The organism is Mesorhizobium sp. WSM4816, assembly GCF_055811535.1.
In genome coordinates this window covers 86803-100869 of the sequence record NZ_JBVVQR010000012.1, presented here as the reverse complement: position 1 = coordinate 100869, position 14067 = coordinate 86803, and the positions used below count along the sequence as shown (strand labels likewise).

The 14067-nt window shown below is 62.1% G+C and carries 17 protein-coding genes; 11 read left to right on the top strand and 6 right to left on the bottom strand.

What is annotated here, in order from left to right:
- Positions 1-54: 54 nt before the first annotated feature.
- Positions 55-378 carry a c-type cytochrome gene (locus AC0L3H_RS15550; RefSeq protein WP_413468391.1) on the top strand — a complete coding sequence of 108 codons (324 nt, stop codon included), beginning with the start codon at positions 55-57 and terminating at the stop codon, positions 376-378.
- A 44-nt stretch (positions 379-422) separates the two neighbouring features.
- Here AC0L3H_RS15550 and AC0L3H_RS15545 read toward each other — a convergent pair whose 3' ends face one another.
- The 3 genes from AC0L3H_RS15545 to AC0L3H_RS15535 form a co-directional block, all read right to left on the bottom strand.
- Entirely contained in the window at positions 423-815 is a 393-nt protein-coding gene (locus AC0L3H_RS15545; RefSeq protein WP_473586040.1) for a VOC family protein, read from the bottom strand.
- An 87-nt stretch (positions 816-902) separates the two neighbouring features.
- Positions 903-1517 carry a histidine phosphatase family protein gene (locus AC0L3H_RS15540; RefSeq protein WP_473586039.1) on the bottom strand — a complete coding sequence of 205 codons (615 nt, stop codon included), beginning with the start codon at positions 1515-1517 and terminating at the stop codon, positions 903-905.
- A 52-nt stretch (positions 1518-1569) separates the two neighbouring features.
- Positions 1570-2808 (bottom strand): MFS transporter, encoded by a 1239-nt coding sequence (locus AC0L3H_RS15535; RefSeq protein WP_473586038.1) that lies wholly within the window; start codon positions 2806-2808, stop codon positions 1570-1572.
- Positions 2809-3215: 407 nt separating this feature from the next.
- Between AC0L3H_RS15535 and AC0L3H_RS15530 the strand changes: the two genes are divergently transcribed.
- Positions 3216-3851 (top strand): ankyrin repeat domain-containing protein, encoded by a 636-nt coding sequence (locus AC0L3H_RS15530; RefSeq protein ID WP_473586037.1) that lies wholly within the window; start codon positions 3216-3218, stop codon positions 3849-3851.
- A 103-nt stretch (positions 3852-3954) separates the two neighbouring features.
- On the opposite strand, the gene AC0L3H_RS15525 is transcribed toward AC0L3H_RS15530, so the two are convergent.
- The gene (locus tag AC0L3H_RS15525; protein ID WP_473586036.1) at positions 3955-5502 is read right to left on the bottom strand and encodes a winged helix-turn-helix domain-containing tetratricopeptide repeat protein; all 1548 of its coding nucleotides are present in this window, start codon (positions 5500-5502) and stop codon (positions 3955-3957) included.
- Positions 5503-5920: 418 nt separating this feature from the next.
- Here AC0L3H_RS15525 and AC0L3H_RS15520 point away from each other — a divergent pair, with 418 nt between their 5' ends.
- The 3 genes from AC0L3H_RS15520 (at position 5921) to AC0L3H_RS15510 (ending at position 7557) form a co-directional block, all read left to right on the top strand.
- Positions 5921-6328: an ArsR/SmtB family transcription factor gene (locus tag AC0L3H_RS15520; protein WP_473586035.1), complete on the top strand. Its 408-nt coding sequence runs from the start codon at positions 5921-5923 to the stop codon at positions 6326-6328.
- On the top strand, positions 6325-6858 hold the full coding sequence (locus tag AC0L3H_RS15515; RefSeq protein ID WP_473586034.1) for an SRPBCC family protein: 534 nt from the start codon (positions 6325-6327) through the stop codon (positions 6856-6858). The genes AC0L3H_RS15520 and AC0L3H_RS15515 overlap by 4 nt, the downstream gene beginning before the upstream one ends.
- 123 nt (positions 6859-6981) lie before the next feature.
- Entirely contained in the window at positions 6982-7557 is a 576-nt protein-coding gene (locus tag AC0L3H_RS15510; RefSeq protein WP_473586033.1) for a dihydrofolate reductase family protein, read from the top strand.
- A gap of 60 nt (positions 7558-7617) precedes the next feature.
- Here AC0L3H_RS15510 and AC0L3H_RS15505 read toward each other — a convergent pair whose 3' ends face one another.
- The gene (locus AC0L3H_RS15505) at positions 7618-8367 is read right to left on the bottom strand and encodes a glucose 1-dehydrogenase (RefSeq protein WP_473586032.1); all 750 of its coding nucleotides are present in this window, start codon (positions 8365-8367) and stop codon (positions 7618-7620) included.
- Between the two features lie 76 nt (positions 8368-8443).
- Positions 8444-8569 carry a hypothetical protein gene (locus AC0L3H_RS15500; RefSeq protein WP_473586031.1) on the bottom strand — a complete coding sequence of 42 codons (126 nt, stop codon included), beginning with the start codon at positions 8567-8569 and terminating at the stop codon, positions 8444-8446.
- A 229-nt stretch (positions 8570-8798) separates the two neighbouring features.
- Here AC0L3H_RS15500 and AC0L3H_RS15495 point away from each other — a divergent pair, with 229 nt between their 5' ends.
- The 6 genes from AC0L3H_RS15495 (at position 8799) to AC0L3H_RS15470 (ending at position 13998) form a co-directional block, all read left to right on the top strand.
- Positions 8799-10172, top strand: a complete 1374-nt coding sequence (locus AC0L3H_RS15495) for an FAD-binding oxidoreductase (RefSeq protein WP_473586030.1) — start codon at positions 8799-8801, stop codon at positions 10170-10172.
- A gap of 11 nt (positions 10173-10183) precedes the next feature.
- Entirely contained in the window at positions 10184-10912 is a 729-nt protein-coding gene (locus AC0L3H_RS15490) for a FadR/GntR family transcriptional regulator (RefSeq protein ID WP_128246959.1), read from the top strand.
- A 2-nt stretch (positions 10913-10914) separates the two neighbouring features.
- The gene (locus AC0L3H_RS15485; protein WP_473521432.1) at positions 10915-11352 is read left to right on the top strand and encodes a VOC family protein; all 438 of its coding nucleotides are present in this window, start codon (positions 10915-10917) and stop codon (positions 11350-11352) included.
- A gap of 68 nt (positions 11353-11420) precedes the next feature.
- Complete coding sequence (locus AC0L3H_RS15480) at positions 11421-12467, top strand: ABC transporter substrate-binding protein (RefSeq protein WP_473586029.1); 1047 nt, start codon at positions 11421-11423, stop codon at positions 12465-12467.
- Positions 12467-13243 (top strand): ABC transporter ATP-binding protein, encoded by a 777-nt coding sequence (locus AC0L3H_RS15475; protein ID WP_473586028.1) that lies wholly within the window; start codon positions 12467-12469, stop codon positions 13241-13243. The genes AC0L3H_RS15480 and AC0L3H_RS15475 overlap by 1 nt, the downstream gene beginning before the upstream one ends.
- Complete coding sequence (locus AC0L3H_RS15470) at positions 13240-13998, top strand: ABC transporter permease (RefSeq protein WP_287214871.1); 759 nt, start codon at positions 13240-13242, stop codon at positions 13996-13998. Before AC0L3H_RS15475 ends, AC0L3H_RS15470 begins: the two co-directional genes overlap by 4 nt.
- The last annotated feature ends 69 nt before the right edge of the window (positions 13999-14067 follow it).

Below are 14067 nucleotides of genomic sequence, written 5' to 3'. Positions count from 1 at the left end.
GCGGCGGCCTTCTGCTGCTGCCTGGCTTGCTTCTCTTGGATAAAGGAGTTCGGGGTGAGGCGTTTGATCGTCAGTCTGGCTGCGCTCTTTGCCTGTTCGTCGCTTGCGCAGGCTGGAGGTGATGCCGCTTCGGGCAAAAAAATCATGCTGAAGTGCCAAGTCTGCCATGGCAAGGACGGCATCGCCAAGCTGCCCGACGCGCCGAATATAGCAGGGCAAAAGGAGGCTTATCTTGTCAAGGCGCTGAACGCCTTCAAGACAGGCGAGCGCAAGAACGAGCAGATGACTGTCGTGACCAAGGGCTTGAGCGATGAGGATATAGCTGATGTCGCCGCCTATTATTCATCGATCAAGATCACCGTTCAGGTTCCGCCATGAGGCCAGTTCGGAGACGTCCGCCGCCTGGCTACGCCACCGAGCGATCACGGGTTCCATCCGCCGCTGCCGTACTGACGGGTAATGATCTCGAGCAGATGACCGTTGGGGTCCTCGAAATAAACGCCGCGGCCGCCGTCGTGGCGATTGATCGCGCCCAGCTGCGTCCGGCCAGGATCAGCCCAGTACGGCAGGTTCCGTTCACGAATCCTGGCGAAGATCTCGTCGAACTCGGCTTCGCTGACCAGGAAGGCGTAATGCTGCGGCCTGATTTCGCCTGAGGTATCCATGTAGTCGAGGTTGGCACCGTTTTCGGTAGTGACCATCTGGAAGGGCCCCCAGCGCCTTGGGGCGGGAAGACCAAGCATTTCCGCCAGGAATTTTGCCGACGCCTCGCTGTCGCGGGCCGGCAGTATTGTATGGTTGAAATCGATAGCCATGCCGTCACTCCCTTCGATCTCTCCTCGCACGTCGTTGTTCCGCGACTGAAGCGATGCTGCACGAGATGGGGTTTAAGGCCATAATGCTCAAGCCGGCGTGGCAACCTGCCCGATGACCTGCACGGGGTCAGCTCCATGAATACGGACAATGATCATTTCGCCGCTCTCCGGCACCTCGCCGGTCAAACCGGTGATGTTGACCTGATGCGTGACAAGGACCACAGGTCCGCCGAAACGCTGTGCGCGGAGCCAGGCCAGAAGGGCAGCGGTGCGCACTTCTGCGGCCGAACTGTCGCCAAAGAACGAATTGAGCAGCTCAAGAGGCACGACGTCGCCGATCCCGAGCAGGCGAGCGGTATCCAGGCAGCGACACCACTGGCTCGAATAGACGGCTGCCGACGAGATGCCGTTCGCACGGAACAGGTCGCCGATCGCGCGGGCCTGCGCACGACCTTGTTCCGACAGATTCCGCTGGGTGCTGCAGTCACCGAGCCTGAAGCCAGGCGGATCGCCGGAGCCTGGGGCCGCGGCATGGCGCAGCAGCGCAATGGCTTCTCCGGATCGCAGGGCTGCCCAGAGTGGCCCGGAGGCTTGGGCCGTGCCGAAGGCAGCCGCTCCGAGCGAAAGGATGAGAAATTGCCGACGTCCAATTCGCATCTTGCTTCTCACCTTTCCGATTGGCCGCTTGGCGCGGACCAGCACTTCATTCCGCAAGTAGCGACATAAATATTGGTGTCGACGATTTCAGGACCGATCAGGAGCTGGAAAGATTCCAGCCACGAGACAGGCCTCGCGTCAGCTTCCGCGATACCCTCCACATCAGCAAGGCGGCGGCCAGGCTGTAGACGCCCATCAAGGCCAGTTGCAGCGCGTAGTCGACGCCGGCGTCGATCAGGTATCCGGTGATGCCGGGGCCCATCGCCGAGGCCAGAACCATCACGGCCACCACAACCGAGCGGATCGCACCGAGATGCGCGGTGCCGTAGATCTCCGGCCACATGGCGCCCTCCAGGGTCGAGGAGAAGCCGTAGCTGATGCCAAGCAGCGCCATGAAGACGAAGATGGCGAAAGGCGCCGTCAGATAGGCAGCCGCGAAGCATGCCAGCGCCAGCGGCAGAAGGAATAGAGGCAGCAGCTGGACCGCCGAGAAGCGGTCGATCAGCCACCCGGCCAGAAGCGCAAAACCCATCGTCGTGGCGGACAGGACGGCAAATCCGGTGGCGAAGAGTTGCAGCGGCCAGCCCCGGAGCTCGGTTAGATAGACCTGGTGAAAGAAGATGGTCGTGCCGACGAAGGCGGGAGCCAGGACCCCCAGGCAGATGGCGTAGAAGGTCGGATCGCGCAGGACTTCCGCCCGCGTCCAGTGCTTCACTGCGCGTTGCGCCCTCGGCTGGGCCTCGCTCTGCGGATTGCGTTCCTTCCGGACCAGCGCACAAACCAGAGGCAAGGCCACGACCAGGATGAAGGCTGCGCAGACGAACCAGCTTCCCCGCCAGCCGACGAGGCCGGCCACGAGGACGAACAGGAAAGGCAGCAGAGCGCCGCCGACATGAAAGCCAAGCGTGACGACCGAGACGGCGCGGCCCCGGTTCGCGGCGAACCAGCGGCCTGTTGCCGTCAGAGCGGTCTGGGTCATCATCCCCTGGCCAAAAAGGCGCAGCAAATAGAGCGCAAGGAGCAGCGTTGGCAGCGAACCGGCGAACCCCATCGCAATGCTGGCGCAGGCAAGCATGAGCATCGTCGCGATCGCCATGGTCACTGTCGAATACCGGTCCAGCGGCCGCCCCAGGAACGGCAGAGTCGCCGCGCTAAGCAGCGTTGCCAGCATGTAAAGCCCGCCGAACTCGCCATGACTCAACCCGAACGTCTCGCGGATATCGCCGTTCGACAAGGCGATGAAGAAGGTCTGCCCGAAGGACGAGACGAGGGTCAGCAAAAAGGCGCCCGCGAGCCAGCGGACATTGTTGACGACGAATGCACTGAAGGACTGCATGATCCCTTTGTTTCTCGATAGAGTGCGCGCTTCCTGTTCGTCTTTATCGGCCTCCGCTGCCGGAGGATATCGGCCAGTTCCGCTTTGATCAGAGGCCTGGCTTCACGTTCGAGCCGGTCGAACTTCCATGCCGATTACCAACCAGCCAGTCCGACTTCGGCGTCCTCGCCACTCTGCTTGCGAGTGAACTCAGTCGGATGCCGTCGCGCTCTTAGGTCAGGCACTCAAAGGCATCATGCCTCTCGCTCAAGCTCAGGTTTGCTATCTTCTCCTTCTTCCCCTCTCGGATTGTATTTGCCGACACCGTCGAATGAGAAAGGCTTTTCGATGGAAGCCGGTCATTCGGTGGATGTCGGCCGAACCGGAACAATGGTATCCTGCAGGGAGCATTCGGGGAGGCGACTGCATTGACCGAGAGCTTGGAAGTCGAAGGGGCGAGAGGTTGGTCGAATCTGCTGATCGCGGCAGAAAGCGGCGATGCGGGGGCCGTTCGAGCGGAATTGGCGGCCGGCGCCAATATCAACGAGGCGGACGGCGGCGGCTGGTCAGCCCTTCATCTCGCAGCCCTCAATGCCCGCACCGCGGCGGTCGAGGCGTTGATCGAACACCCAGCAATCGATGTGAATTCCAGAAACAAATGGAAGAGCACGCCTTTGAGCCTTGCTTCGGCCAAGGGCCACTACGCCTCCATTTTCGCCCTCGTGAAACATCCCGAAATAGAGATCGATGCAAGAGCCGACTACTACGGCAGAACGGCCCTTATTGAAGCGGCAAAGAACGGGCATCTGGATGTCGTCAAGGTGCTTGTCGAGAATGGCGCCGACGTGAATCTTACTGACAAGACCGGAAGAAACAACGCGCTTATCGAGGCTATCAAGGGACGGCACTACGAGGTCGCGGGATACCTGCTTGATTCCCGGAAAATGAACTTTCTCAACAAGGATATGAGACTGAACGCCCTGATCTGGGCTGGAAGCTGCCATAACCCTCAACTCATCGAAAAGCTGGAAGTCTCGATTCATACGTTCTTCGAAGGCAAGTGAAGGTCTCGTCTCCGGTTGCAGTTGCCATTTGTGGTTACCGGACGAAGAAACAGGTAATCCTCCAATCCGGAAGGCTCGTCAGCCCTTCGCGATAAGCGCGCTGCTACTTACGATGTCTGGGCAGTGTGCCGACAAGGCCGGCCTCATATGCTGCAAATGCTTTTGCGACGCCGGCAGTGAAGTGTTCAATATCGCTCGCATGTTCGAACGCTATCCTGGTTTGCGCAAACTCCAGTGGCGAATAGTCAGGCGCTATCCGCTTGACCTCTGCGATAATGTTCTGGGCTTCCTTGAGATCGCCGAGTTGCGCATGGCACGCCGCGAGCCTTGTCAGCCGCCAGGGTGCCTTCAATGGGAGCTTCGACATGCTAAGGAGCGCGGCCTTGTAGTCTCCTGACGAGTAAAGCGCGATAGAGCGATCATAATGGTACCAATCAGGATGGATCGGGTTGATCCGTATCGCACTGTCAAGCGCCGCGAGTGCTTCAAGAGGCCTGCCTCTCATCGTGAGCAAGTATCCCATTTGAGCAATCGTATCGGCGTCATACGGATTGAGGTCGAGCGCGCGTTGAAGGTGATGTTCGGCTGCTTCGAACCGACGGGCTGAGAGGAAAGCCTGGGCGAGTACGCGATGGCAGCGTGGCTCTTCCGGCGCCAGGGTCACCGCACACTCTGCGCGGTCGATCACTGAACCAAGCAACGCTGGGGATGCCTCAGCATAGCCACCGATAATGAGATCGGCGAGCGCGATGTAGGAATGCGCCAAGGCATAGGTCGGGTCCTTCTCAACCGCCGCCTGGAAAAGACTGCGCGCAGCCTCATTGTCGTCATCACCATAGCCGCGCAGCCGGGCCAGTCCACGCAGGAGAAGCTCGTATGCGGCCAAGCTGTCCGTAGGTTTTGGGGTTGCTTGTTTAATCCCTGCGTCGTCGAGCCGAGCGACCAGCCGGTTCACCACACGGCGAGCGATTTCTTCCTGCATATCGAAGATCTGGCCGCCAGACGCAGAAAAATTATCGCTCCAGAGAACTCCACCCGTCGAGGCGGTAATGAGGCTGACGGTGACCCGCATGCCGTCTGCGCGAGTCGTCGCCCTGCCACGGACCAAATAGGTTGCGCCAAGGCTGTCGCCAACGGCACGCCAATCGGAAGCGGAATCCGAGACAAATGCAAATCCGGAATTGCGCGCCAGCACAACGACCGTTCCAAAGCGAGCCAACGCATTGACAATGTCCTCGGCGAAGCCGTCAACCAGAGGGGTGTCTTCCGGCGCACCTTCATTGCTGAAGCGCAGTACCGCAACGCTCGGCTGTCCAGAGCGCTCTGGCTTTGGCGCATCGAGAAGAGAGAGTACGTAGCCGCGTTTGGCGACCGTGCGGATAATGGTTTGGCTTTCGTCCTGCAGCGCCTTTCGCAACTCCCTGACGGCTTGCGTCAGTGAGTCCTCGGTCACGAAGACATCAGGCCACACCGCTGACATCAGTTCTGACTTGGTCGCGACACGTCCAACATTCCTGCTGAGATAGGTTAACAGATCAAATGCCTTGGAGCGGAGGGCAACAGGTTTCCCGTCGCGGAGAAGGAGGCCGCGCGCAAGATCAAGCTCGCAACTGCCAAGTGCCAGAACGTGCTCTGGATTTTCTTGCGACATCGAATGCCGACCTGATCAGCCTGACTAGACGCTGCCTGATTGGGGTCTCAATCCGCTCAGACGTCAAGGGATCAAAGGAATTTGATTCGCCTTCACTTTGGCTGGAAGCTATCCGCCTCTCCATGGCGATGATCTCGAGCATTTCGAACATCGTTCCAGGCATGGGCGCACAGGGCGACGCAGCCATAACGCAAGATACATATTCGAGGAGTTCTTGTCGGGCGGCTTGGCGCGTGTTTTCATTCAGTGACATGGTCGACCTCATCCGGTTTTTTCTTTCTTGAGAACAATGAAGCCAAAGAACGGGCGCGTACCGGAAGATTTCTGAAATTCTGCTGAATCTGCCGTGGCAGGGTTTTCCCGCAATCATTCAACCAATCGGTTGACAATTCGAAAGCGTGCCCCTATATTCAACTACATGGTTGAATTAGAGACGCCCCAGATCGACGCGGTTTTTCACGCGCTTGGCGACGCCACCCGCCGGCACATGCTTCGCGACCTCGCCGACGGCGAGCGAACGGTGAGCCAGTTGGCGGAACCCTTCGCCATGTCGTTGGCGGCCGCCTCCAAGCACATCAAGACGCTGGAGAATGCAGGGCTTATTCGTCGCGAGGTGAGGGGCCGCACACATCTGTGCCGCCTCGAACCCGGACCGCTGGCCAGCGCCCACCAATGGCTCGGCTTCTACGAGCGGTTCTGGACCAACCGTCTCGACGTCCTCGAGCGTCTGCTTCGCGAAGAGGACGCACGCAAAGCCCCGGGTGATTCCTGGGCCCAGGATGATTCCAGGAAATCGCCCGCCTCAAGAGAAGGAGACGACCAATGAACCAGATGAAAACCATCGAAGCCTATGGCGAACTGACCGAGCCCGCCACGTTCACCATCCAGCGGCTTTTGCCCGGTCCGATCGAGCGGGTCTGGGCCTATCTCACCGAGAGCGACCTGCGCCGGCAGTGGATGGCCGCGGGCCAGATGGAAATGAAAGCCGGCACCTCGTTCGAGTTGGTCTGGCGTAACGACGAGCTGACCGATCCGCCCGGCCAGCGCCCCGCCGGCTTTCCCGAAGAGCACCGGATGAAAGGACGGATCACCGAGCTCGATCAACCTTACAAGCTTGCCATCACCTGGGGAGACACCGGCGGGGTTTCCTTCTTGCTGGAGCCGAATGGGAACGATGTGCTGCTCACCGTCATCCATCGCCGGCTGCCGGAACGCGCAATCCAGCTCAACGTCACCGCCGGCTGGCACATGCACCTCGACGTGCTGGCTGCCCGCATCGCCGGCAAGACGCCGACCTCGTTCTGGGAGGGCTGGAGCCGCCTGCGGGAAGAATACGACCGCCGCCTGCCGGCCTGACACGATCGCGTCGGCTGAAGTCACCGCCCAGCCTCCACCGGCATTCGCCCGTGGAGGCTCGCACACCAGCAACGATGAAACGATGAAACGTGCTTGCATTGGGCAAGCCTGATGGAGGACGTCATGCGCAAATTGATCGCCGGAATGAAGGTTTCCGTCGACGGCAAGATGGAAGGACCCGAGGGTTACGCGGAATGGGTCGACGCGTGGTCGGAGGAGTATGGGCTGATGCCGCAAATCGATGCCTGCCTGCTCGGGAGCATCATGTACGCCGGCTACGAGCGCTACTGGAGCGCGATCCAGAATGAGCCGGTCAAGCCGTTGCCGATGACCGGCAAATTGCCGACGCCGGAGGAGCTCGAATGGGCCCGCTTTGCCGAACATACCCCGCATTATGTGCTGTCGAACACGATGAATTCGGCGGCCTGGCCAAAGACGCGCTTCCTGCGGACCTTCGACGACATCGCTGGCCTCAAGCAGCAGCCCGGCAAGGATATCTATCTCATGGGCGGTGCGCGAATGACCGCGAGCCTCATCGATGCCGGGCTGGTGGATGAACTGCGGCTTATCCTCTATCCGCTGCTCGTCGGCGAAGGGAAGGCGCTGTTTGGAGCAACGCAAAATCGTCGCGGGCTTGAACTGCGGAAGGTTCAGCAGCTCACAGATGGGCGCGTGAGCCTGGTCTATGGGATCGGCTAACGCAGCCGGTCTTCGCAGCGCTGCCTGGCTGAATTTTTTTTCTGAAAAGCACTTCGCCGGTCAGAGGGAAACCGATAGCCCACCGTCAACGGCCAGCACATGGCCGTTGACGTAGGCGGCAGCGTCTGAGGCGAGAAACACCACGGCTCCGCCGAGTTCCTCAGGCTGGGCCCAGCGGCCCGCCGGGGTTCGTGCCTCGACCCATTTGGTGAAGGCCTCGTCGCTCATAAGTGCGGTGTTGAGCTCGGTGGCGAAATAGCCGGGGGCGATCGCGTTGACGGTGATGCCGTGACGGCCCAGTTCAGCGGCGGTCGAGCGTGTCAGCCCGTGCAGGCCCGCCTTTGCCGCCACATAGGCGTGAATGGTGGGACGGCCAAGGATCGCTGCAACCGATCCGGTGTTTATTATGCGCCCGAACTTGTTTGGCAGCATCAGGCGCACCGCGTCGCGCATCATGCGGAAGCAAGCCGAAAGATTGACGGCAATCACATGGTCGAAATCCTCGTCCTGCCATTCGACCAACGGACTTCGATGCTGGATGCCGGCGTTGTTGACCAGAATATCGAGGCGGCTGTGGCGTTCGACAATCCCTTCGAGCGACGCCCTCGAGATCGCCGCGTCGGTGACATCGAACGGCAGGGCTTCGGCACCGATCCTTTCAGCCGCCGCGGACAGCGCCGCCGGATCGCGGGCATTGACGATCACCGTCGCGCCGTTTTCCGCAAGTGCCTTGGCCATGGCGAAGCCGAGACCACGCGAAGCACCCGTGACCAGCGCAACACGGCCGTTGAGCGAGAACAATTCCGACATTGAGATCCCCTAGGAAAAGGGCGGGCTATGAAAAGGGCGGGAGTTTGCTCCCGCCCAATTAACGCTATTTGGAGCACTATTTGGCGATGCAGGTATCCGCTGTCTCCGGCGTGCAAATGTCAAGGCCGGTATAGGTCGGGTCGGCCGGCGAAGCCTTGCCGTCCTTCATGTCCTTCAGCGCCATCATCGTCTTGTAGCCCATTTCGAACGGCCGCTGGCCGACCTGGCCGAGCGAGAACCCTCCTTCATCTGGTCGATCTGCACGGGAAGCGTATCGGCGACGACCAGGGACCCTGGAGCATCGAGAAGAATAGGACTTGCGAAGTTGTAGGATGACCGTATGATCTGACCCGATGATCACGGATGGCCCCTCTCAACGCGAAGCTTCCGGCGCAATTGCTGAGCTGCCTGCGCAGTTGGCGGGTGATGCGTTGATAGACGGACGGTCGCCCCAGGCAGAGCCCTACCTCCTCGATTGGGGCCGCGACAGGCGCGGAAGTGCCCGCTTCATCGTGCGTCCAGGATCGGTGGAAGAGGTCCAGGCGTTTGTGAAATGGTGCTCGCAGAGCGGTGTCGCCGTCGTCGTGCAAGGCGGCAATACCGGACTTGCCGGTGGCGCCATTCCAGACAATTCGGACTACGCAGTGCTGTCGCTTGAGCGTCTCAATCGGATACGCCGCGTCGACCCGCTCGACTTCACGCTGCAAGCGGATGCCGGGGCTGTGCTGCAGGACATCAAGGACGCCGCTGAAGCATCCGAGATGACCTTCCCGCTCGCGCTTGGCGCACAGGGATCGTGTACGATCGGCGGCAATGTCGCGACCAACGCCGGCGGTATCAATGTGCTGCGCTACGGCATGACGCGTGACCTGGTGCTCGGGCTTGAGGCGGTGCTGCCGGACGGCACCCTTTGGAGCGGCATGAACGGGCTGCGCAAGGACAATCGCGGCTACAGCCTGAAGCAATTGATGATCGGCTCGGAAGGGACGCTGGGAGTCGTCACCGGCGTCGAAGTAAGGCTCTCGCCCCGGCCGACGCAGGTCGAGACCGCCTATGTCGGACTGGGCAGCTTCCGCCAGGCGTGCGAGCTGTTCCGGATGGCAAGGCATCTCTGCTCCGACCTTCTCAGCGCGTTTGAGGTCATCGGCGAGGAGTGCCTGCCGCTGGTCCATCTCATCGATCCGAACCTGCGCTCGCCGTTGACGCGAGAATGTCCGGTTCACGCGATCGTCGAACTCGCCTGTGGGCCAGGGATAGATGCGGGCGGCCTTCTTGAAATTATGCTGACGCGCGCCCTCGAGGCCGACCTGATCAGGGACGGCGTCGTCGCGCAAAGCCGCTCGCAGGCCGCCACATTCTGGGCCATCCGTGAGGGCCTGGTCGAGGGGCAGGCGCGGCGCGGCTTTCATGTCCGCACCGATCTCTCGGTTCGTCTCAGCCAGGTGCCGACGTTGATCGAGCAAGCACGCGCGTGCATTGTGCGCGACTGGCCTGGCTGGGCATCCCTGACCTATGGCCATGCGGGCGACGGCAACATCCATTTCAACGTGCTGCCTCCGATAGATTGCGAGCCCGGCGAAGCGAGGACCGTGGGGCAGGCGGTTTTGGCCCGGCTCTACGAGCTGGTCGCAGCGCTCGGCGGCTCGTTCAGTGCCGAACATGGCGTCGGTCGCAGCCGCAGTCACGTGTTCTGGGCCGGCCTGTCGCAACGCGAACGGCAGCTTCATACCGCGATCAAGGCAGCCTTCGATCCGGCAGGCCTGTTCAATCCCGCGTGTCTCATGCCTGGTCCGGGCGATTTGTAGGGGAAAGCCGCATGAAGCAGCGTTCGTCCATCATCGGCAGCGTGGAGGCGCTTCCGCATCGCGTCGCTTCGCATCTGAGCCGCGAGATCGAGGGCGGCGACATCATCCCGGGAGCCCGGCTCCCCACCGAAAGCCAGCTCGCCGACAAGTTCGGCGTCAGCCGCAATGTTGTCAGGGAAGCGATCGCGCAGCTTCGCGCCGATGGCATGATCGAGGCGCGTCAGGGCGTAGGCGCATTCGTTATGGCGCCGGAACAGCGGACCGCCATCCGGATCGACCGTGAGGCGCTGAAAGACCAGCGCAACATGGAGCAGCTCTTCGAGCTGCGCAGCATCCTGGAGACCGAGTCTGCCACGCTGGCCGCGGCGCGCTGTACATCCGATGATCTTGACGCCATCAAGGCTGCGCTGGACCGCATGGGCGGCGAGGAGCGCTGGGAGGACGGCAGCATCGAGGCCGATCTGCTTTTCCATCGGGCGATCGCCCGGGCGACCGGCAATAGTTACATCTACACCTTCATTTCCTTCGTCTGCGAGCAGATCCGCCAGTCGATCCACTATGCCCGCCTCACCAATCCGCTCCACGACCTGGTCGAGGTCAACGTCGCCGAGCACGTGCGGATCTACGACGCGCTCGCCGCGCATGATCCACAGGCTGCCGGCGAGGCGATGCGCCGGCACATCGAAGGCGCCGCATCGCGCGTAGGCGTCGAGCTCACCGCGATCAATCGAGGCAAATGACCATGTCGCTCGGGCAGACCAAGGCAATCACCGATATCTGCCTGCTTGTAGAGGATATCGACCGCACCATCGACTTCTACACGCAGAAGCTTGGCTACCGGATCAGACGCCGCGCCGAGGGCTTTGTCGATTTTCATTCCGAGCGCGTGACGCTCGCTGCATGGCAATTGGACCACATCAATCGCCACTGCGGCGTCTCGAATGTCCGCTCACCGAAGCGGGCGCACAAGGCATGCGTCGCCATGGAACTCGAAAGCGCCGGCGAGGTCGACCGGCTCTACGCCGAACTGTCGGACAAGGGCGTGCCGTTCGTCGGGCCGCCCGGCGACTATGTCTGGAACGCGCGCTGCGCCTACTTCCACGATCCGGACGGGACGCTGTGGGAACTCTATGCCTGGACCGGCGCGGGACCGGGCGACTATCACGACACGCAAGTGTGATTGGATCGCGACGGCCCCGCAAGAAAGGGCCGCGCCGCATGCAAGCAGTCCAACAAAGGAGCAAGAAGATGAGTGGGAACGCATCGCAGTGGAATCGCAGATCGATCCTGAAGGCCGGCGCCGCCGGCCTGGCGGCTTTCGGGCCGGGACTTCAGCTGTTCGGCGCCAGCGCCTCGGCAGCCGCCAAGCTCGTCGTCCAGTATGACTGGCTGATGTCGAACGGCCAGATCGGCGACGTCGCAGCCGTCGCCAATGGCTACTTCAGCGAAGCTGGGCTCGAAGTGGAGTTCAGCCCCGGCGGGCCGAACGCCGCCACCGTGCCGCCAGTGGTGTCCGGTGCCGCCCAGCTCGGCCAATTCTCGGAATCGCCTCAACTCTATGCCGCGCGGGCGAGCGGCGTTCCGGTGAGGATCATCGCCTGCGGCTATCGCACCGGGCCCTATGCGCTGACGTCGAAACCGGAGAAGCCGATCCGGTCGGTGGCGGATCTGAAGGGGATGCGGATCGGCACGCAGCCGACCGCGCGCTTTGCCATCGACGCGATGCTCGCGAAGAACAAGATCGACCCTTCCGAGGTCACCATCGTCAATGTCGGGTTCGACAAGGCGCCGCTGGTTCGTGGCGACGTCGATGCGATCGGCGGCTGGATCACCAACACGCAGGCGCTCAGCGTCGTCGGTGACGATCGCATCGATCTGCTGTTGTCGGAGCTCGGCCTGGCGTCCTATGCCAATGTCTATTTCGCGACCGACAGCGCCATCGAATCCGATTCCGAGACCCTGGCGAAATTCATCGGCGCGGTGGCCAAAGGATGGGGCTGGGTCCATGCCAATCCCGAGCAGGCGGTCGACAAGCTTGTCGCGGCCTATCCCGAGATCGACGCGGGCTGGGAAAAGAAGACGATCCCCCTGGTGCTGAAACTGTCGTTCGACGACAACACGAAAAAGGATGGATGGGGCACCTTCGATCCTGCCTCGATCGAGAGCCAGATCGCGCTGCTTGACCAGATTGGCCAATACCCGAGCGGCAGGCCGAAGGCCGAGGACGTCTATACGACGAAGGTGCTCGAACTCAGTGCGGCTGAACGGCCGAAGCTCGGCGCGCCCGCCTCTTGATGGCCGCGCCGGCCATCGAAACCTCGGGGCTCGACGTCGGCTATCCCGGCCGGCGCTCGCCCGTGACGGTGATCTCCGGTCTCGAACTGACAGTCGAGGCCGGCACATTCCTGTCGATCCTCGGGCCTTCGGGGTGCGGAAAGTCGACGTTTCTGCGCGTTGTCGCCGATCTTCTGGCGCCGCTCGCGGGCACGATACGCGTGATGGGCGAAACGCCGTCGGCGGTGCGCTCCGGCCGCGGCGTGGGTTTTGTCTTCCAGGACTCGACCCTTTTGCCGTGGCGCACGGCGCGCGAGAATGTTCGGCTGCCGATCCAGGTCGGCCGCCGCAGCCTGTCGCGCATGATAGACGACCGGGCCGACGAGCTGCTCGAACTCGTCGGCCTGTCGGCCCTCAGTGAGCGCCTGCCGCATCAGCTTTCCGGCGGACAGCGCCAAAGGCTGGCGATCGCCCGGGCGCTGCTTGGCGAGCCACGTCTGCTTCTGATGGACGAACCCTTTGGTGCGCTTGACGAGATCACCCGCGATCGCCTCAACGACGAACTGCTGAACCTTTGGCGGCGGACCGGAACGACCGTGCTGTTCGTCACACATTCCATTGCCGAAGCGGTCTATCTCGGACAGCGTGTGATCGTGCTTGCCGCCCATCCCGGCCGGATCGTCGCCGACCACGACCTTCGTCCGCTGAAGGGGCCGGACAACAGATGCTCGCGCGAGGATCCGGCGATCGTCGCGGCAATGGCCAGGATGCGCTCCGCCCTCGGAACGGCGTCGTGAACCAGGGCGCGCTTTCGCCATTCGCACAGGCTGCGCTGCCGATCCTCGGCGCCGGCTCGCTTATTCTCGCATGGCAATTCCTGCTGCCGCTCGCCGGCGTGCCCGCTTACATCGTTCCGACGCCGACCGCGATAGCGGGCGTGTTTGCCAGGAACGGATCGCTTCTCCTGTCGAACCTCTGGCCGACGGCCATCGAGGCGCTCTCCGGCTTCGTGCTCGGCAACCTCGCCGCAGTGCTGCTGGCTATCGTCTTCGTTCACAGCCGTACGCTGCAGGCGGCCTATTTTCCGGTCGTGCTGTTCTTCAATACGATCCCGGTGCTGGCGCTGGCCCCGGTCGTCATCCTCATCTTCGGCCTCGGCATGCTGCCCAAGATCGTGATCGCGGCGGTGATCTGTTTCTTCCCAACGCTCATCAACATGATCCGGGGTCTGGAATCGGCGAGCCCCAGCGAGCACGAGCTGTTCCGCGTGCTGTCGGCGACGCGCTGGGAAGTATTCTGGCGCCTGCGCCTGCCGCGCGCGCTGCCAATGCTTTTCGCTTCGCTGCGGATCGCCTCGGCGACCGCGGTGATCGGCGCGATCGTCGGCGAGTGGATCGGCTCCGACAAAGGTCTCGGCGCGCTGATCATCCAGGCGACCTTCAACTACCAGTCCGACCGGCTCTACGCCGCCATCGTGCTCTCATCGCTGTTGTCGATCGGGTTCTTCATGACCGTCGTCGCCGCTGAGCGATGGTCGGTTCGATACCGTTAGAGGCGGCTGAACGCGTCGGCGACGGACGTAGCATCATTCCCGCGAAGGCAGGGCGCCTCCTTGAGAGCC

Coding starts and splice junctions, on each gene's coding strand:
- AC0L3H_RS15535 (WP_473586038.1), bottom strand. CDS start 2,808: ATGCAGTCCTTCAGTGCATTCGTCGTCAACAATGTCCGCTGGCTCGCG.
- AC0L3H_RS15485 (WP_473521432.1), top strand. CDS start 10,915: ATGTCGCTCGGGCAGACCAAGGCAATCACCGATATCTGCCTGCTTGTA.
- AC0L3H_RS15500 (WP_473586031.1), bottom strand. CDS start 8,569: ATGGGCTACAAGACGATGATGGCGCTGAAGGACATGAAGGACGGCAAG.
- AC0L3H_RS15525 (WP_473586036.1), bottom strand. CDS start 5,502: ATGTCGCAAGAAAATCCAGAGCACGTTCTGGCACTTGGCAGTTGCGAG.
- AC0L3H_RS15505 (WP_473586032.1), bottom strand. CDS start 8,367: ATGTCGGAATTGTTCTCGCTCAACGGCCGTGTTGCGCTGGTCACGGGT.
- AC0L3H_RS15480 (WP_473586029.1), top strand. CDS start 11,421: ATGAGTGGGAACGCATCGCAGTGGAATCGCAGATCGATCCTGAAGGCC.
- AC0L3H_RS15515 (WP_473586034.1), top strand. CDS start 6,325: ATGAACCAGATGAAAACCATCGAAGCCTATGGCGAACTGACCGAGCCC.
- AC0L3H_RS15490 (WP_128246959.1), top strand. CDS start 10,184: ATGAAGCAGCGTTCGTCCATCATCGGCAGCGTGGAGGCGCTTCCGCAT.
- AC0L3H_RS15520 (WP_473586035.1), top strand. CDS start 5,921: ATGGTTGAATTAGAGACGCCCCAGATCGACGCGGTTTTTCACGCGCTT.
- AC0L3H_RS15545 (WP_473586040.1), bottom strand. CDS start 815: ATGGCTATCGATTTCAACCATACAATACTGCCGGCCCGCGACAGCGAG.
- AC0L3H_RS15510 (WP_473586033.1), top strand. CDS start 6,982: ATGCGCAAATTGATCGCCGGAATGAAGGTTTCCGTCGACGGCAAGATG.
- AC0L3H_RS15475 (WP_473586028.1), top strand. CDS start 12,467: ATGGCCGCGCCGGCCATCGAAACCTCGGGGCTCGACGTCGGCTATCCC.